Consider the following 17958-nt stretch of genomic DNA (forward strand, 5'->3'; position numbering starts at 1 on the left):
CGCCCAGTTCTTCACCTCGGTGTTCCCGATCCTGATCCTGCTCACCACCTGGGCGGCGAGCAGGGGCGCTGACGAGCTGGCCGACGCGACGGGGATCCCCGACGAGACCCGTTCGGCGCTCGAGGTCAGCGCCGACCGCTACGGTCCCGTCGGGGACGCCTTCACCTACCTGGCCTGCCTCTACACCGCGTCGCTATGCTTCCTGGCGACGGCCGTGCTCGGTCGGGTGATCGCCGTCGACGGAGGCAAGGTCGGCCGATGGATCCGACGGACGAGCCCCAGCGACCCGGACGACGTCACCGGCGACCCGGCTACGGCGGTAGCCGGTGAACGAGGTCGAGACCGGCCAGCTCACTGCCGGGCCATGGCGATGCGGAGGCGTTCCTCTGGCTCGATGAAGTGGTCGTTGTCGTCGGCGCCGAGGTCGACCTGGATCCAGTGGATCTTGCCGGTGAACCGGCTGGTCGCAGCCGTGTAGTCCCTGCTCACAGTGGTTCCCGACTCGTAGCCGATGTCGGTGGTCTCGTCGGCGGAGAAGACCATCGGCTGGGTGGCGTCGACCCGGCCGGTTCCGACGAGATCGCCGTCGTAGTACAGGGTGACGTCACCGCCCTTGGCGAGCCCGCCGCCGTCATAGGCGAACTCCACGCGCACCTGGTGCTGGCCGGCGGGAATCGCGGACTCCGCGACGGTGGGGTACTCGTGGATGCCGAGGGTGTTGTAGACGAACTTCGCCCTGCCGTCCTCGACGTAGACGGACCAGCCCCCGAACCGGCCGCCCTGGGCGATGAGGACGCCTTCGGCGCCACCCTCGGGGATGTCGAGGTCGGCGGTGACGGAGAACGACTTGTTCTTGATGCTCACCACGCTGTTCTCGGAGAGTCGGCCCATGCCGGGGAAGAAGAGCTGGGAGTTGCCGTGGATCAACGTCGGTCGTCCGGCCAGGTCGGAGTTGAACCGCTCGGAGGTCCGGTCGTCGAGCGGCAGCACGTTGTACTTCACCGCCTCGATGAGCCACAGCCGCTGAAGCTTGGCCAGCATGTCGGGCTGGTCGGCGGCGAGGTTGCGGGCCTGGGTGTAGTCCACCTTGCCGTCGTAGAGCTCCCACACGTCCTCGTCGAAGGGCAGCACCTGCTGTCCCACCATCAGCCAGGGCGTCTTGTGCTTGGTGACCGCGCTCCAGCCCTGGTGGTAGATGCCGCGGTTGCCGAACATCTCGAAGTACTGCAGGTTGTGGCGCTCCTCGGCGGCGTCGTCGTTGAACGTGTAGGTCATGCTCGTGCCCTCGATCGGGGCCTGGAGGACGCCGTTCACCATCGTCGGTTGCGGGAGTCCGGCGGCCTCGAGGATCGTCGGGGCGACGTCGATGACGTGGCAGAACTGCGACCTCAGTCCGCCCTTCTCCTCGATCCCGGTCGGCCAGTGCACGATGGTGCCGTTGCGCGTGCCGCCCCAGTGCGACGCCACCTGCTTGGTCCACTGGAACGGGGTGTTCATGGCCCACGCCCAACCGACCGAGTAGTGGTTGTACGACGACGGCGAGCCGAACTCGTCCATCTTGCTCAGCATGAACTCGAGGGTCTCGAGACCGGCCATCCCGTTGAAGTTCGCCATCTCGTTGAACGCGCCGTTCATCGTGCCCTCGGCGGACGCACCGTTGTCACCGATGATGTAGTAGATCAGCGTGTCGTCGAGGACCTCCAGGTCCTCCAACGCGTCGATGATCCGCCCGACGTGGTGGTCGGTGTGCTCGAGGAAGCCGGCGTAGACCTCCATCTCACGTGCCAGCACCGGCTTGAGCTCATCGGGCATGTCCTCCCACGCCGTGATCTCGTCGTGGCGGGCCGGCAGCTCGGCCTCGGCGGGGATGATCCCCAGCTCCTTCTGCTTGGCGAAGGAGCGCTCACGCTGAGCGTCCCAGCCGTCGTCGAACATCCCGGCGTACTTGTCGGCCCACTCCTTGGGCACGTGGTGCGGGGCGTGGGTCGCACCCGGTGCGAAGTAGACGAAGAACGGCTTGTCGGGCATCAGCGCCTTCTGCTGCCGTACCCAGTTCACCGCGTGGTCGGCCAGGTCCTCGGTCAGGTGGTAGCCCTCCTCGGGGGTCGCCGGCGGCTCGATCGGCGTCGTGCCCTCGTAGAGCGCCGGATCCCACTGGTTGTTCTCACCTCCGATGAAGCCGTAGAAGGTCTCGAACCCACCGCCACCCGAGGGCCAGGCGTCGAACGGGCCCATCGGCGATGACTGCCACACCGGCACCTCGTGGCACTTGCCGAACTGGGCGGTCGAGTAGCCGTTGAGCTTCAGCGTGGTGGCCAGCGGCGCCATCGTGTTCGGCAGCACCGAGCTCTGCCCGGGCGCCGAGGTCGCGGTCTCGGTGATGTTGCCCATGGCCGCCGAGTGGTGGTTGCGGCCAGTCAGCAGCGCCTGGCGGGTCGGCGCGCACAGCGCGGTGGTGTGGAAGCGGTTGTACCGAAGGCCGCCCGCGGCCATGCGCTCGGCGTGCGGCGTCTGGCACGGGCCCCCGAAGGCGCTGCTGGCACCGAAGCCCACGTCGTCGATCAGCACCAGCAGCACGTTGGGTGCACCCTTCGGCGGGCGCAACGGCTCGATCGGCGGGAACGAGGTGTCCGGGTCCTTCGCGTCGTACGTCGTCAACCCCGGGGTCGGTCGGTGCGGGATCGGCAGCATCGAGCGAGCGTGGTTGTCGGGTGCGGTGGTCATGGGGATGTCTCCGTTCCGGGACGGGCCAGGGGCTCCCACCAGCGTGGACAGAGCGGGAACGGGGAGCGTCACGCAGCCTGCGTGAAAAGCGTGGCTCATCGCCGGCGCCCCGTACGCCTCGAAGCCGGAGATCGTCGGCGGGGGAAGGTCCCGGGCGGTGAAGCCGCCGACGGCAACGCCCAGCACGTCCGGGCAGCAGTGGTACCTCGCTGAGGACGCTCCCCGCCCACCGCCGCGGTGTCAGGCCCGGTCCTCCGGCGAACCGTCGTCGGTGGCGTCCTTGGCCGCGGCCTTGATGTCCTCGGCGACCACGTCGTCGACGGCGCCCTGGACGATGGCGCTGGCCTCAGCGAGTGCCTCGGCGATCTTCACCGCACCGGGATCGGAGACGAGCGCCACGATGCCCGAGTGACCGATCTCGATGGACTTCTCCAGCTCGGAGGCGAGTTCGTTGCGGTGGTGGCGCTCCCGCAGCTTGCCGACGACCGCGCCGCCCGCACCGACGGCGGCGGCGCTGCCGAGGATCGACGGCGGGAAGATGACGCCGAGCGCGATGCCGCCGACGACACCCCAGCGGAGACCGGACCGCGTGCTGTGGTCGGTGGCCTCCTGGACCTCGACCTTGCCGTCATCACCTCTCTTGACCACCACGACGCCCTCGATGTCGACGGTGCGACCGTCCTCGACGGCCTTGAGGTCCTCGTACGCCTGCCACGCCGACTCCGTGTCCGCGAAGTCTGCGACCAGGAGCGTGTACGCCCCGTCCGTCACGCCTGCGACCACGTCGTCGTCCGACGCGCTGGGGTTCTGGCTCTCCGACATCGTTCGCTCCTCTGCGCTGACCCGCGAAGACCGGACCGGTCTCCTGCCACTCGACGGTGCCAGGAGATCGAGGCCGGCGAATCACGCAGGATGGGTGAAGACGCCCGGCCCCGGCGCAGCATGGCGGGCAGGTGCCGTGGCGGTGCGGATCCCTGCCCGGTCCGGCGACGTTCTCGGGTTGTACGTCGCCGGGCCGACCGAGAGCTCGCTCTGCGCGCGCGACACCGGCTCCGAGAGCGACACCTTCCTCTACGTCGCAGGCAACCTGACCTCCGGGCCCGCCACCGCTCCTGACAACGCCCCCGCCTTCCAGATCGCCGTCGCCGCGACGCTGGAACCTGACGCCGACGCCGACGCCGACGGCTACGGCGACGTCAGCCAAGATCTGTGCCCGACCGAGGCGAGGACCCACGCCACCTGCCCCGCGCCGCAGACGAAGGCCGGGAAGGCCCGGGTCAAGAAGAAGCTGGTCAAAGGCCGACGCCAGGTCACCGTTGCGTTCTCGGCGAGCAAACCCGGCGGGCGCTTCCAGTGTGCCCTCGACTCCGCCACGAAGTTCCGGACCTGCACCTCGCCGCACAGGACGAGGCTGAAGGTCGGCAAGCACGTCCTCCGGGTCCGCTCGATCGGGGCCAACGGCCAGATCGAGACCACGCCTGCTGTGGTCAGGATCAGGATCAAGAGATGACCGACCCCGGACCGCCGGGCATGAACTACCGCCGTGAGTCGATCGAGCCGCCGCCGAGGACTTCGAGCGCGATCTGACCGTCCTGAGGTCGAGTCTCTCCACCGCCAGGCGCCAGCACTGGGAAGGTGCTGTGCAGCCCCTGCCCCCTACCGGGCGTTCAGGCGACCGTCGAGGCACCCAGAGCGACATCACTCGCGACCCTCTGCCCGGTCGTCGAGTCGCACTGTCGGCACGCCCGATTCTGGGAAACGCAGCTGAAAAGGCACTCTTAGGACGATCGAACAGCGCTGCACGATGAGTGGCGTACGTGTGAATCTCGGGAGAAGGCCATGAGCATCGACGCAGACAAGTACGGCGATCCGTACACCAGGACCGGAAGCCCCACCGGCCATGACACCGAGCGCCCCTCGGCGGCGCTTGGCGGCCCGGACAGTTCACAGGCGGCGGCTCGCCTACTGGAGATGACCGCCAACGAGACTGAGAAGTGGCGCTCCGATGCCAGGAGCGAGGCCGCCGCGATCGTGGCCGAGGCCCACCAGGAATCTGCTGCCCTCGGGCAAGCCGCCCGCGAGGAGGCCGAACGCCTGGTGACCTCGGCTCGGGACGAGGCAGCCAAGACGACGAACGACGCGCGAGTGGAGGCGGATCGGGTGCGGGAGGAGACAATCGCGTTCCGAAGCAGCCACGACGAGGAGATCGCTCGACTCCAGCAGGTTGCGACCGAGCACCGACAGCGACTGCGAAACCACTTGACCGAGATGCTCGACCAGGTCGACTCCACCCCTGGGGTGACCGACCGGTAGTCCCCATCCGGGTAGGCCGGATCGTCCCCGCGATGACCCGTCTACCAATTCGGTCCTGCCATCACGAACGGCCCTCGACAAGTGGGCCCGGCCGGAGGGCGATGCGCGGGCACCCACAGCCCCGGCGCCGATCGTCATGGCAGACCGTCGCAGCAGCGTTCTACCTCCGTGCGTTCCAGGGCTCCGTCACACCCTCCCGGTCGCACGTGGTCGACGCCCGGGGGGCTCACCGTGATCGAAAGCGGATAGCACCTGGGTAGCAATCTCAGAAATGACGAAGGCCTCTGACCTGCAACGATGCAGGTCAGAGGCCTTTCGTGGGGATTGGGCGATACTGGGTTCGAACCTTTGAGAATGGGGCTACCACGAGACCCCTCTCTAGGTCCATCTTTAGGGTAAACTCGCAGGTCAGAGGGCATTTTGTCCGCGGACAGGTTCGGACACTTCCGGACACGAAATGACCGCGTTATTCCCCGGTTATTCCCCGAAAGGCGATACTGATGGGCCAAAAGATTTCGTCCAGGCAGAGGGCTCGGCGCGGCTTCGGACGGATCGAGGAACGGGACAACGGGCGCTACCGTGCGGCCTACACCGGGCCCGACCGTCAGCTCTACCGCGCCCCGATGACCTTCGCTTCGCGGGACGACGCCGTGGCCTGGCTGTCGGCTCGGCGCGCCGAGATCGAGATGGAGGTGTGGGCCCCGGAGGTGGCGGCTCGCGGGGCGGCGAGCCGATCGGTGCCGACGCTGCAGGCGTACGCGGACATCTGGCTCGAGACGAGGAAGACCCAGGGTCGCGCGCTGCGGCCCACGACCCGACAGCAGTACCGGATGCTGCTCGACACGTTCATCTACCCGACGTTCGGCGACGAGCGCATCGACCGGATCTCGGCTGACGACGTGAACGCCTGGTACGACGCCCTCGCGCCCGGACGCGAAACGATTCGCGCCCACGCCTACAGCCTCCTCCGCACCATCTTCGCCAGCGCCGCTTCGGAGCGCCCCCATCCCCTGGTCCCCTACAACCCGGCTCAGATCCGCGGTGCCGGCAGCGCGAAGCGAGCCCACCACGTCCAGCCAGCCAGCCTCGAAGAACTCAGGACGGTCGTCGAGGAGATGCCGGATCGCTACAAGCTCATGGCGCTCCTGGCCGCGTGGTGCGCCATGCGCTTCGGCGAGCTGACCGAGCTCCGGCGCGGCGACATCGACTTGCGCACCGGACGCGTGAAGGTCCGCCGTGGAGTGGTCCGAGTCGACGGCGAGTTCATCATTGGTCCACCGAAGACCGACGCGGGCGTCCGCGACATCGCCATCCCGCCCCACCTGCTGCCGCTGGTGAAGGACCACCTCTCCGACCACACCGCACCCGGCCGAGAATCGCTGCTCTTCCCGGCCGCGGGCGACAGCAACCGCCACATGGCCCCGGCGACCCTCTACAAAGTCTTCTACCCGGCACGCGAGGCAGCCGGCCGCCCGGATCTCCGTTGGCACGACCTCCGGCACACCGGTGCCGTACTGGCCGCGCAGACCGGCGCCACGCTGGCGGAACTCATGGGTCGCCTTGGTCACTCCACGCCAGGGGCAGCGATGCGCTACCAGCACGCGGCTGCCGACCGCGACGCCGAGATCGCCCGACGCCTGTCGGAGTTGGCCGGCTCATAGGCGGGAGTATGACGTCGGCCAACCTGACACCTGCCCGTGCAGCGGACTCGACGCGCGTTCCCTTGCGGGGCCGTCAAGCGGCCTTAAAGTCACCAAGACGGGTGCTCGTAGGGTTCGCGGTGGACCCTGATGTCACGTACTGGCAGCGACACACTGGCAGTAGCGAGGGCCCTGCGGACGACGTTCTCGAGCCACTGGTCTCGCGTGAGTTCGGCTAACCCTCCGATGTGCTCCTCGACCTGCGCAAGTAGCCCCGAGTCGATCGAGAAACCGAGCTCAGTCCGAGGAGCACGGTCTGCAAGATTGGTCATGATGAGCGACATCCATTCGTTCGTCACTAGGGATTCAGGCCGATCGGACGACGAACCCGATGTCGAGTATGGGAGCGCCCTAACGACGGGACTGATTCGCGATTCGGGACCACACGAGAGAGTATCCCGAGGAGTCTCTTCCTCCTGGGCGCGACACGGGCACACCATCGCCTAGGAGGGGACTGCCCAGGGATCCCAACGCCGCCGCGGTGATCCGGCTCGTCGGAGCCGTCCTCATCGACATGCACGACGAGTGGATCGCCAACGACCGCCGCGACCTCTCCGAGGAGTCCATGGCCCTCCTTAACAACCCCGTGAATACGGAGACCACGCCGCAATCAACAGCGGCGAGTAGGGCACCGAGGACCCCTCAAAGCCCACCACCCCGCGGGACTATGTCGGGACAAGACCGTCCTCCCTACATCCAGCGACAACTCCAACAAGGTGATCCGACGTCACTGATTGCAGGGCAACGGCGTTGAGAATCGGCCCCACAAGATGGACGCGACGGCGTCGTGGCTGTGGATGCTCTCGAAGTTGCGCACGCTCACCGAGTGGGCGATCCCGCGCTCACGGCAAGCCTGCGACAGATCGCGCGCCATATCCTCGACGAAAGCCGGACGGTCGTGGGCCGCCATGGTCACAACGCGCTCGTCTGGACGCTTGATCAGTGGGAAAACAGGGCTCGAACCGACCGAGCGGATCATGGCGAACGCGGTGGCAACGTCCAGTGGGTAGATGTCCTCATCTCGGCCCACCGTCGTGAGACGGACCCGACTGCGCTGATTGTGGGCCCCGTAGTCACTGATTGCCTTGCTGCACGGGCAGAGGCTCGTCACATCCGTGCCTACGGTGACGGCGAGTTCGGTCTGGTCGGCGACATACGTCGCCTCAAGCTCAACGTCGCAGACTTGCCAGGCTTCCTTGGATGACGCCGGCGCTTCGACGAGGAATGCCATCGGCATGGCCAAGCCAACCTGGACCCTGTCGACGTCAAGGCGGTCGGCTGCGACCTTGAGTGCGTGCGGGAACCGCTCGGGCTCCAGATCCTGGAGTTCGTCATGGATGATCTCGACCATCCGGCTCATGTGGGTGCCGCGGCGATCGGCCGGCAACGTCACCGTCACGTCGAACGTCGCGACGCCAGCGTGCCTGCTCGTCCCGTCGTTGAAGCGGACGGGGTACTGCACCCCAGCGATGCCGACTCGATCGAGTTCGATTCCACGCTCGTCCACCTGCTCTTGAATGTCCGGCAGCGCCACCCGACTACTCCCCGCGGTAGATACAGCCAGAGGTGCAGGTTTCGCGAACTTGTACCTCGGTGAGGTTCGGAAGGCTGGCACTCAGACGATCCCAGATCCACTTCGCCAGCACCTCGCTGGTCGGGTTCTCAAGGCCCACTACGTCGTTGAGGTAGTGGTGGTCGAGCGCATCCTCAAGGGGCTTGAACGCGGCCTTCAGGTCGCCGAAGTCCTGAACCCAACCAGTGCTCTCCCCCACCGGCCCAGCCACGTGTACCTCGACACGATAAGAGTGTCCGTGAAGACGAGCGCACTTGTGACCCTCGGGGACGTTTGGCAGCCGGTGAGCTGCCTCAAAGGTGAACTCCCGGTAGATCTCGGCAGTGTGGGTCACGGAATTCCTAGGTGTTTGTGCGTCTGCAGACTCAGCTGCCAAAGCGGATGGTCAAGGCAGAACTTCACGGCAAGTTCGGTGTTCGCGACCACTTCGGGGCCGTCCATAGGCTGCACGCGGAAGCTCTCAAACTCCAGGTGCTCGAACGCGGTTGGATCAACTCCACCTTGCGGGACCACAAACTTGAGTTCGTGGCCCTTGCCGACGACCAGTTCGGAGCCGATCTTCGGACTCACGCAGAGCCAGTCGATCCCGTCCGGCGGCGCCACCGTTCCGTTCGTCTCGACCGCGACATAGAAGCCCAGTTCGTGGAAGGCCTTCACGGCCGCCGTGTCCAACTGCAGGAGCGGTTCACCGCCTGTGCAGACGACCATCGGTCGGCCACCACCGCTGACGGGCCACTTCTCTGCAACCGCGGCCGCGAGCGCCTGGGCATCAGCGAACTTGCCGCCACCCTCGCCATCGGTCCCGACGAAGTCGGTGTCGCAGAACTTGCAGATCGCGCGTTCCCGGTCGGCTTCCCGACCGGTCCACAGGTTGCAGGAACTGAAGCGGCAGAACACCGCCGGGCGTCCAGCGTGCGTACCCTCACCCTGGAGCGTATAAAAGATTTCCTTGACCTTGTAGGTCACGCAGTCGCCTCCTGGTACCTGACCGGATCAGCAAGTCCAGCGTCCGCGAAGCCGCGAAGCCGCAGCAGGCAGGAGTCGCAGTGGCCACAGGAACGGCCGTCCTCGTCCGGGTCGTAACAGGACAACGTGAGCGAATAGTCGACGCCAAGCTTCGTCCCAAGGTCAACCGTCTCGGCCTTGGTGAGGTTGATCAACGGCGTATGGATCTTGAGTGCATTGCCCTCAACGCCGGCCCGTGTAGCGAGGTTGGCCATCTGCTCGTAGGCGGCGATGAACTCGGGACGACAGTCCGGATACCCGGAGTAGTCCAGAGCGCTGACTCCGATGAAGATGTCGGTGGCTCCCACGACCTCGGCGTAGGCCAGCGCGAACGAGAGGAACACGGTATTGCGAGCCGGCACATAAGTAATCGGGATCTCGTCGCCGCCGATCTCGTCCGCCGAGTCGTGCTTGGGCACCTCGACATCCGCGGTCAACGCAGACCCACCGAACACCCGGAGATCGATGTCGCACACCACGTGCCGCGCGACCCCAGCAGCCTCAGCGACGCGCTGCGCCGCGACGAGTTCGACCTCGTGCCGTTGCCCATAGCGGAAGCTCAGGGCGTACGGCTCGAACCCCTGATCCTTCGCTATCGCGAGCACAGTGGTCGAGTCCAGGCCCCCACTCAGCAGGACGATGGCCTTTCGCGTCATGTCCAACACCCTCTTCAGTAGGTCGATGGGCCTGTCGGCCCGTACTGTCGAAACTACACGATAGAGTAGCTGGAACGAACACGTAGTTTCGGAGCAGGTGAGGCCATGTCGCGACAGAAACTGACGATCATCGTCACCTGCACTGACAGGAAGTTGGCGACCCCCGATGACGAGTTGATGATCCGCAACCTTCCCAAAGGACACGTCAGCGCTCGCGCCCGGGTCTGGCGAGAGCGCGTCGCGCGAGCGACGGTGCGCCGACCCCTCATTGACTTGTACGGCGGCGAGACGTGGAGTCAAGTTCGCACCCTTGCACTCAAGGCCACGAACCTCGGGTATGAGTCAACGATGTTCGTGGCTTCGGCCGGACTCGGACTCCAGCACGTCTCCACTCTTGCTCCCGCCTACGCCGCGACCTTCAGTGCTGGTCACGCCGACTCGATCGGCACATCTCTTCCGGAGTCTCAAACTTGGTGGGGCGCGCTCCCCCATGCCGACGTCGCTCCCGGAGGGCAAGCGATCTGGGTCTTGTCTGAGGCCTACTCACGCGTTGTTGGCCAGCAGTTACTCGAAGACACCGCCCCCAGTGACGTGCTGGTGTTCGGCGGGTCGAAGGACCTCGGCGACAGCGTGCGCGTCCGCTCGGACCGATCATTGCGGCGTCCGCTCGGGGGCACCGTCACCAGTCTCAACGTTCGCTCCGCAACGCAGTGGCTGAGTTTGTGTGACGGCGAAGATCCATTCACCAGTGCCGCGCGGGACAAGTGGCAAACCTGGTCGCACGAGAAGCGGCATCGCGAGGTCTTTGATCGCAAGCCCATGTCTGACTCCGCGGTACTTGCGTTCGTCAGAGAGCTCCGCGTGCGTCAACCCACCATCTCCAAGACGAGTGCACTCAAGCTTCTTCGCGAGGCCGGCATGGCCTGTGAGCAACGACGATTCTCAACTCTCTTTCAACAGGCGGTGGCTCGATGACAGATCCAAAGAGGCTGGTACGCCGGGCACTCAAGGTTCTTCAAAGCGAGGACACTCCGCTGTACCTCTTCACGCTGGCAGCTGAGGAAGTCGACCTGGTCGCGGACGTTGCGCGGATCGGTCGAGATGAGGCAGGCAAGCTCATCGGGTATCAGCGCCCCGAGAAGCAGAAGCACGTCAAGCAGATCCAGGAGTACCTGGACTCGGAGGATCCAATCTTTCCCAACGGGCTCATCCTCGCGTTGCCACCCGAGGTCAAGTTCAAGTCGAGTCGTGGGCCGACCACGACAGATGGGCTGGCTGTTGCCGGGACGTTGGAGATCCCAATAGCTCCCGACGGCGATGGCCCGCGGCCGGCCTGGATCGTCGATGGCCAACAGCGAAGCCTTGCCCTCTCTCGCACCAAGAACCGCCGGCTCCCGGTGCCGGTGGCGGGCTTCGTCGCTGTCTCGCTCGAACTTCAACGAGAGCAGTTCCTGCGGGTCAACACCGTCCAGCCGCTACCGACTGGGCTCGTCACAGAACTGCTCCCAGAGATTTCCCGCGTTCCCTCCGCACGGATGGCCACCAGACAGTTGCCCTCCGCCCTTGTTGACATGCTGAATCACGACTCAGATTCGCCGTTCCATGGACTCATCCGACGGGCATCCACTCCGGCCGACGACAAGAAGGTCACCGTCGTCACCGACAACAGCCTCGTTGAGGCGATCCGAGAGTCTGTTGAGTCCCCATCTGGGGTCTTGTTTCCCTACCGGAATATCGCTACTGGGACGACGGACACTGAGGGCATCCGACGTGTCCTCCTCGCCTACTGGGGCGCCGTCCACGACACCTTCCCCGAGGCTTGGGGCGCGAACCCAACGGCGAGCCGCCTCATGCACGGAGTTGGAGTCCGAGCCATGGGCCGACTCATGGATCGGGTCATGACGCATGTACGAGACGACGACCCCCGTGCGCGTGAGCGCGCTGCAGAGGAACTGCGCCTCATCGCTCCGAAGTGCCGGTGGACGGACGGCACTTGGGAAGACTTGGGCGTTGCGTGGAACGACCTGCAGAACACCCCTCGACACATCAGCGCGTTGTCCAACTACCTCGTTCGGACGTACCTTGCTGAGCGAACGGGCCGCAAGTGAAGTTCTACTTCCCCGACAGCCAGGACCTCGTGAGTCCGGCCTACGACTTCCTCCGGGACGAGTACCCAGCCCACCGCGTTCGTCAGCGGGACGACCGGTACGCACATGAGGTCCTAGCCGACGCCCCGTATCACGGAATCCTCGTCAGCAAGTCGATCGTGGACGGATCGATCAAGGGTGCGGGCAAGTACTCAGGTGCGCAGCGGGCTCGTCTATATCGGATGGGCGTCCATCGCTTCTTTCGGTTGCCTCGTGGCGTGGAAACGTTGGGCGACAACGGTGCGTTCAACTACATCGATGAGCCCGTCCCACCGGTGACGGCCACCGAGACGCTCGACTTCTACGAGGAGTGCGGTTTCGACGCCGGAGTGAGCACTGACCACGTGATCTTTGGTTACGAACCCGATGCGACGGAGAAGTCTGCAGATCCCGAGTGGGTCGAACGACGCAAACTCACGCTGCGCCTTGCCGAGGACTTCATCTCGCTCACCAATGATCGACGCACCCGTGTTCAGCCAGTCGGCGCCGCCCAAGGATGGAGTCCAAAGAGCTTCGCCGACAGCGTCAAAGCCCTCCAAGAGATGGGATACGGGCGCATCGCGCTGGGGGGCATGGTGCCTCTGAGGACCGACCAGATCTTGGCCTGTCTGGCCCAGATCTCGACCATCCTCGTGCCCGGAACCGAACTGCACCTGCTCGGGATCAACCGCATCGACGCCATGGACCGGTTCTCCGAACTGGGCGTCACCAGCTTCGACAGCACGTCAGCTTTCAGGCAGGCGTTCATGGACGATCGGAAGAACTACCACACGAGCGAGCGCGCGTACGTGGCGATCCGGGTGCCCCAAGTCGACGGCAACCCCACTCTGAAGCGGGCGATCCTGGCGGGCTCCGTCAGCCAGAGGGATGCCCTCACTGCCGAGCGTGAGGCGCTCAAGGCTCTTCGTGCGTTCGACGGCACACCGGCGGGGCGCCAAGGGTGCCTGGACGCGCTGGGCGCCTACGAGGTCGTGTGCCAGGGCAAGAAGTCGTACCTCGACGCGTACGCGGAGACTCTGGAAGCCGCGCCCTGGCGTGTCTGTCCCTGCTCTATCTGCCAGGAGCACGGCGTGGAGGTCGCCATCTTCCGCGGTACCGAGCGGAACAAGCGACGGGGATTCCACAACCTTTCGGTCCTCAGGCAACAGATGGGGCAACTTGTCCACAGCCGCGCAGCGGGTACCAGCTTGGCAGACGCCAACACCTAGGCTTTCGTCCATGGCCGACCGTTACGAAATCCGACTCCCCGCCCTCAAGATCCGTCAGGGCGAGCAGGCCATCTTCGCGTTCGGTGTAGACGGTAAGCGGATCCACGAGTTCACGACTGTGAGTCGCGTCCACCGTGACGACACGGAGCTTCAGGGCTACCAGCGTCCCGAGGTCCTGAGCCACATCCGAGCGATCAGGAGGTACCTCGAGTCAGACGGCGCGATGCTTCCGAACGCCGTCGTACTTGCCTTCGATGAGCGGGTCAGCTTCGAGGCATCCACCGATCGCAGCGCCTTGGACTACGTGACGTCAGGCGAGCTCGTAATCCCTGTTGACGAATCGCTTCCCGACGATCAGAAGCCCGCCTGGTTGGTCGATGGCCAGCAGCGCAGCGCAGCAATCCGTGACGCCGACCTTGCAGAGTTCGCCGTAGCTGCTGTCGGGTTCATCGCGCACGGGGAAGCGGAGCAGCGCTCACAGTTCATCCTCGTCAACAACACGAGGCCGTTGCCCAAGGGGCTCATCCACGAACTCCTGCCTAACACCGAAGGACACCTTCCGACGGCGTACGCCAAGAAGCAACTGCCGGCACGCGTGCTCTCGGCACTGAACTTCGGAAACCGGACTGACGGTCAGCCGTTCGCAACTCGCATCGCAACGCCCACGATGGCGAACGGTTACATCAAGGACAACAGTGTCCTGAAGATGATCGAGAACAGCCTCTACGACGGCGCGCTCTACCAGTACCGCGACCCCGTCGATGGTACCGGCAATGTCGACCAGATGCTGCTTCACCTGAACTATTTCTGGACTGTGGTCGCTGTGACATTCCCGGAGGCTTGGAACCTGCCACCCAAGAAGTCTCGACTCACACACGGGGCTGGAATCCAAGCCATGGGCTATGTGATGGACCAGTTGACCGACGGAGTGCCGGCAACTGAGCTCCCAGGGCTCGGACTTGAGGCGACGATCGCTGGCCTAAGGTCGAGTTGCGCGTGGACGTCGGGTACCTGGGACTTTGGCCCCGAGCAGGCGCGGCGCTGGAACGGAATCCAGAACACCCCGAACGACGTTCGGTTGCTGACCGGCCACTTGCTACGCGCACTTCGCTGACGCTTTCGGCGGCTGGTTTGTGCCAACCGCCACAAACTGTCGGACGTCTTTACTAACCTCTGTGGAGTGAGGGCAAAGCGGGGACAGGCATGACTGCTGGGGTGATGTGTCCCCTGTGTGGTTCCCCGATGGTGATGCAGTTTGCCTCTCGCGGCCGCAACGCCGGGCAATCCTTCTGGGGCTGCTCGACGTTTCCGCGTTGCCGCGGATCACGCGACGCTGAAGGCAACGCGCCCAAGCCCCGTCAGCCGCGGAAGAAGCCAGCAGCGCCGCCGACGACTGCGCCAGGACGGCGAGCCAGGTCTCTCAGCCGCGGCGATCTGCTCGTCTCCTCAGCGAACACCTTCGGGCCAGGCAAACTCGTTGCGCGAGAGGGCGACAACCTGGTGCTCGAGTACTTCGACGCGCCCGGCCCGGCCGCATCAGATCGCTACCGCGAGGCGGTGCCGCGCGCCAGCCTGACCCGACTGGCACTCTCCCCCGAACTTCGCGTGTTCTGGCAGGACAAGGAGGATCGCTGGCGCTCCGGTCGCATCATCGAGGCGAACGAGCACAACGACATCTACGTCCGCAGCCATGAATGGGAGGGATTCGTTCCTGAGGAGCGACTCCACGTTCGCTGGAACAAGCCATTGGTGGATCCGGTCGGCTTCGGGGAAGCAGGCATGCTCGAGTCGCCGATGCTTGCTGAACTACGTCTCCCCTTCCTGCGCAGCATTCTTCGGCAGCGATCGGCGGCCCACGGCATGCGTGCCGTCCTATCGAGCTGCATCGAACTCCACGCTCACCAGGTCGAGACCGCTTGGCGCGTCCTGCAGGACCCGGTCCAGCGCTACCTGCTCGCCGATGAGGTCGGCCTAGGAAAGACGATCGAGGCCGGGATCATCATCCGCCAGATGCTGCTGGACAAGCCCGACCTTCGCGTCCAGTTGATCCTCCCGCCCTTCCTCCTTGACCAGTGGAAGCGTGAATTGGCCCAGAAGTTCCGGGTTCACGACTTTCCTCGTTCGCAGGTCCGGTTCAATCGCGACGATGACCCGGCGTCGTGGGACGCAGCAGACCTCGTCGTGGTTGACGAGGCACACAACCTTGCACGGATGTCAGTCAGCCCTGACCCTGAACTCGCCACTCGCTTCGAACGCCTCCGCGAGGTCGCCCTGGCAAGTCCGCGCTTGCTGATGCTCTCGGCAACACCGGCACTCCACAACGAGGACGCCTTCCTCGCGATGCTCAAACTGCTTGACCCTGCGGTGTACGCAGGCACCACCGCCAGGCAACTGCGCTCGCGCCTTGAGGCTCGCGCCGGCCTAGGCCGTGTGTTTCTGGGCCTGCGCCCCGGCCTCCCAGGTGTACTGCTGAAGGGGCGCCTAGCGGAGATCGAAACGGCGTTCCCCGCAGACGACGAGGTCGGCACCCTCGTTGAACGCGCCCGAGAGGCTGTGGCCGTGCAGGACCAGGACGAGACGTCACGGCTGATTCAGGCGCTGCGCACGCACGTCGCCGAGGTGTACCGCGTCCACCGGCGGATGCTTCGCACGCGGCGGACGACGGCTCTCGAGAGGGCCTACCGGGTGTCGGGGCGCCGAACCCCGCAGGCGGTTCCCCTGGGAACGACGCCGCACGACGAAGTCACCGAGGCCCTCGATCGGTGGCGAGAGCAGGCCTTGGCCCGGGCAGAAGGCAACCCATTAGCGATGACAGCAACCGGGCGCGCCTTCGCCGAGGCTGCAGCCGTCGCTCTCGACCCTCGCGCGCTTCAGGCGTGGGCGGACAGCCGCGCCGCCGAAGCGGGTGGGAACGACGAACTCGCAGCTCTGAAGCGCATTGAGCAGGACATGGGCTATGCCGATCGCCGGGCAACCGTGAGCCGGCCCTTCGCCGAGGCCCTGAGCGAACTAATGACGTCCAAGGAACGCGCGGTCGTCTTCTGCCCCACACCGGAGTTGGCAACAGAATTGGCCGAGGAACTCGACGATCTGTTCGGCGCCGGGTCAGTCTTCCGCCATTTGAGGACTGAGAGTAGCGAGCAGAACGAGCGCGCAGTGCGGTCTTTCGAGGCGATCCGCAATGTTGCGGTCCTGGTCGCAGATTCATCGGCTGAGGAAGGCCGCAACCTACAGTTCGCCGATGTCCTAGCCCACCTCGGCCTGCCGGGATCGGCGAACCGCCTTGAGCAGCGCATCGGGCGTTGTGATCGATGGTCGCCGGCAGGGTCAGGAGAGTGGCGGTCATACGTCGCGGTCGGCCCCGGGGACCGCTCGTACGCGAAGGCCTGGGCACGCATCCTTAGTGATGGGTTCGGCATCTTCGAAAGCTCGGTCGCCAGTCTTCAGCAGGCCGTCGATGACGCGACCGATGAGGCGTGGCGCATTCTCCTTGAGATGGGGCTCGACGGGGTCGATGTCGCAGTGGCCCGCGTGCGGGAGATGCTCGATGCAGAGATCGAGCGTGTCCGCGAACAGGACGCGCTCGACAGTCTGGAAACGAGCACCGATGACCGCTCCGTCTATGCGCGGATCACTGACATCGAGTCCGACGCCTCGGCCTTCGCCAAGGTGAGTGACGATCTTCTCGCGGCCAGTAGCGCCGCCGGCAACCTTCGATTCGAACGGGTCGGCAATCCTGTCGCCGGTTTGGGCGGCTACGAGTCGCTCGACCGACTGCCAGGGAAGCAAGCGCAGATCCCACTGATCCCGGCATCGCGCCTCGTTCGGGACTTCCTTCCTCTGAAGGGTCACAGCGGAACTTTCGTGCGAGAGGTTGCCCTCGAGCGCGAAGATGTTCACCTCTACCGCTACGGCGACCAGTTCATCGACGCCGTCAGTGACTTCCTCTGGCACGACGATCGCGGCCGGGCTTTCGGCATGTGGCGCTGGCTGCCCGACTGGCCCCGCGACGACACGCCTCTGTACCGGTTCGACTACGCCGTCGAGGCCGACCCGCTCGATGTGCCGACCTCGAACGACCCACGCAGCGAACTCGTGACGGTCAGTTCGGGTACTGACCAACTCGCGCTCGCCCGGCGCGCCGACGGAATCTTCCCCCCGATCATCGTGAGCGTCTGGATGACGGTCGGTGCACGGGAGTTGACGACCGAGGCACACCTCGATGCCCTTGCTGCCCCTTACACAAAGCCGAGCCCGATGCGTACAGGCGGGGACTATTCGCTGAACCGTGTCAGGATCAAGGAAGCCTACGACCTCATTCCTGCACACACCTGGGGATCGTCATGGCGCTCCGCAGAAGATGCAGCTCAGCGGCTCGTCCGCGGACGGGAGGACGTGCGTGCCGCCGTCGAACGGGCTACTGCCATCGCCACTCAAGACACTGCAACGAGGCTGTTGCAGTTGCGACTTCGGGCTGCACGTACGACGGGGTCAGAACTCGCCCGCTTGGAGGAAGAACTCCATGGTGAGGCAGTCATCGCCCGTGCGATGTTGACGGCAGTGGCTACCCCAACTCTACGACTGGACAGCACCGGCATGGTCGTTCTCTCGGGCCGAGCACTGACAAGCTGA

The 17958-nt window shown here is 65.3% G+C and carries 15 protein-coding genes; 8 read left to right on the forward strand and 7 right to left on the reverse strand.

Features of this window, described 5'->3' with window-relative positions; all coding sequences use genetic code 11:
• Positions 1 to 351 precede the first annotated feature (351 nt).
• Both MUB56_RS18475 and MUB56_RS18480 read right to left on the reverse strand, forming a co-directional pair.
• Positions 352 to 2724 (reverse strand): arylsulfatase, encoded by a 2373-nt coding sequence (locus MUB56_RS18475; RefSeq protein WP_280637308.1) that lies wholly within the window; start codon positions 2722 to 2724, stop codon positions 352 to 354.
• A gap of 240 nt (positions 2725 to 2964) precedes the next feature.
• Positions 2965 to 3546 carry a DUF1269 domain-containing protein gene (locus tag MUB56_RS18480; RefSeq protein WP_244928477.1) on the reverse strand — a complete coding sequence of 194 codons (582 nt, stop codon included), beginning with the start codon at positions 3544 to 3546 and terminating at the stop codon, positions 2965 to 2967.
• Between the two features lie 94 nt (positions 3547 to 3640).
• On the opposite strand from MUB56_RS18480, the gene MUB56_RS18485 reads away from it, so the two are divergent.
• Both MUB56_RS18485 and MUB56_RS18490 read left to right on the forward strand, forming a co-directional pair.
• The gene (locus MUB56_RS18485; protein WP_244928478.1) at positions 3641 to 4234 is read left to right on the forward strand and encodes a hypothetical protein; all 594 of its coding nucleotides are present in this window, start codon (positions 3641 to 3643) and stop codon (positions 4232 to 4234) included.
• Between the two features lie 329 nt (positions 4235 to 4563).
• Positions 4564 to 5037, forward strand: a complete 474-nt coding sequence (locus tag MUB56_RS18490; RefSeq protein ID WP_244928479.1) for a hypothetical protein — start codon at positions 4564 to 4566, stop codon at positions 5035 to 5037.
• Between the two features lie 610 nt (positions 5038 to 5647).
• Here the strand turns inward: MUB56_RS18490 and MUB56_RS18495 are convergent.
• Positions 5648 to 5887, reverse strand: a complete 240-nt coding sequence (locus MUB56_RS18495; protein WP_244932480.1) for a hypothetical protein — start codon at positions 5885 to 5887, stop codon at positions 5648 to 5650.
• Here MUB56_RS18495 and MUB56_RS18500 point away from each other — a divergent pair.
• On the forward strand, positions 5775 to 6698 hold the full coding sequence (locus MUB56_RS18500) for a site-specific integrase (protein ID WP_244928480.1): 924 nt from the start codon (positions 5775 to 5777) through the stop codon (positions 6696 to 6698). The two genes, MUB56_RS18495 and MUB56_RS18500, sit on opposite strands and share 113 nt — an antisense overlap.
• 766 nt (positions 6699 to 7464) lie before the next feature.
• On the opposite strand, the gene MUB56_RS18505 is transcribed toward MUB56_RS18500, so the two are convergent.
• Genes MUB56_RS18505 through queC form a run of 4 tightly spaced genes read right to left on the reverse strand, consistent with a single transcriptional unit; the run spans position 7465 to position 9971 of the window.
• The gene (locus MUB56_RS18505) at positions 7465 to 8271 is read right to left on the reverse strand and encodes a GTP cyclohydrolase I FolE2 (protein WP_244928481.1); all 807 of its coding nucleotides are present in this window, start codon (positions 8269 to 8271) and stop codon (positions 7465 to 7467) included.
• A gap of 4 nt (positions 8272 to 8275) precedes the next feature.
• A complete protein-coding gene (queD, locus tag MUB56_RS18510; RefSeq protein ID WP_244928482.1) occupies positions 8276 to 8644 on the reverse strand; it encodes a 6-carboxytetrahydropterin synthase QueD in 369 nt (122 codons plus the stop codon).
• On the reverse strand, positions 8641 to 9276 hold the full coding sequence (queE, locus tag MUB56_RS18515) for a 7-carboxy-7-deazaguanine synthase (protein ID WP_244928483.1): 636 nt from the start codon (positions 9274 to 9276) through the stop codon (positions 8641 to 8643). The genes queD and queE overlap by 4 nt, the downstream gene beginning before the upstream one ends.
• Positions 9273 to 9971 (reverse strand): 7-cyano-7-deazaguanine synthase QueC, encoded by a 699-nt coding sequence (gene queC, locus MUB56_RS18520; protein WP_244928484.1) that lies wholly within the window; start codon positions 9969 to 9971, stop codon positions 9273 to 9275. The genes queE and queC overlap by 4 nt, the downstream gene beginning before the upstream one ends.
• Before the next feature lie 105 nt (positions 9972 to 10076).
• On the opposite strand from queC, the gene MUB56_RS18525 reads away from it, so the two are divergent.
• The 5 genes from MUB56_RS18525 to dpdE all read left to right on the forward strand — a co-directional run bounded on the left by MUB56_RS18525 (position 10077) and on the right by dpdE (position 17958).
• The gene (locus tag MUB56_RS18525; RefSeq protein WP_244928485.1) at positions 10077 to 10946 is read left to right on the forward strand and encodes a hypothetical protein; all 870 of its coding nucleotides are present in this window, start codon (positions 10077 to 10079) and stop codon (positions 10944 to 10946) included.
• Complete coding sequence (dbpB, locus tag MUB56_RS18530) at positions 10943 to 12079, forward strand: DGQHR domain-containing protein DpdB (protein ID WP_244928486.1); 1137 nt, start codon at positions 10943 to 10945, stop codon at positions 12077 to 12079. Before MUB56_RS18525 ends, dbpB (MUB56_RS18530) begins: the two co-directional genes overlap by 4 nt.
• The gene (dpdA, locus tag MUB56_RS18535) at positions 12076 to 13326 is read left to right on the forward strand and encodes a tRNA-guanine transglycosylase DpdA (RefSeq protein WP_244928487.1); all 1251 of its coding nucleotides are present in this window, start codon (positions 12076 to 12078) and stop codon (positions 13324 to 13326) included. The genes dbpB (MUB56_RS18530) and dpdA overlap by 4 nt, the downstream gene beginning before the upstream one ends.
• Before the next feature lie 10 nt (positions 13327 to 13336).
• Entirely contained in the window at positions 13337 to 14440 is a 1104-nt protein-coding gene (dbpB, locus tag MUB56_RS18540) for a DGQHR domain-containing protein DpdB (protein WP_244928488.1), read from the forward strand.
• Positions 14441 to 14574: 134 nt separating this feature from the next.
• Positions 14575 to 17958: a protein DpdE gene (gene dpdE / locus MUB56_RS18545; RefSeq protein WP_280637418.1), complete on the forward strand. Its 3384-nt coding sequence runs from the start codon at positions 14575 to 14577 to the stop codon at positions 17956 to 17958.

It is taken from the genome of Nocardioides sp. W7, assembly GCF_022919075.1.
Taxonomy (GTDB): Bacteria; Actinomycetota; Actinomycetes; order Propionibacteriales; family Nocardioidaceae; genus Nocardioides.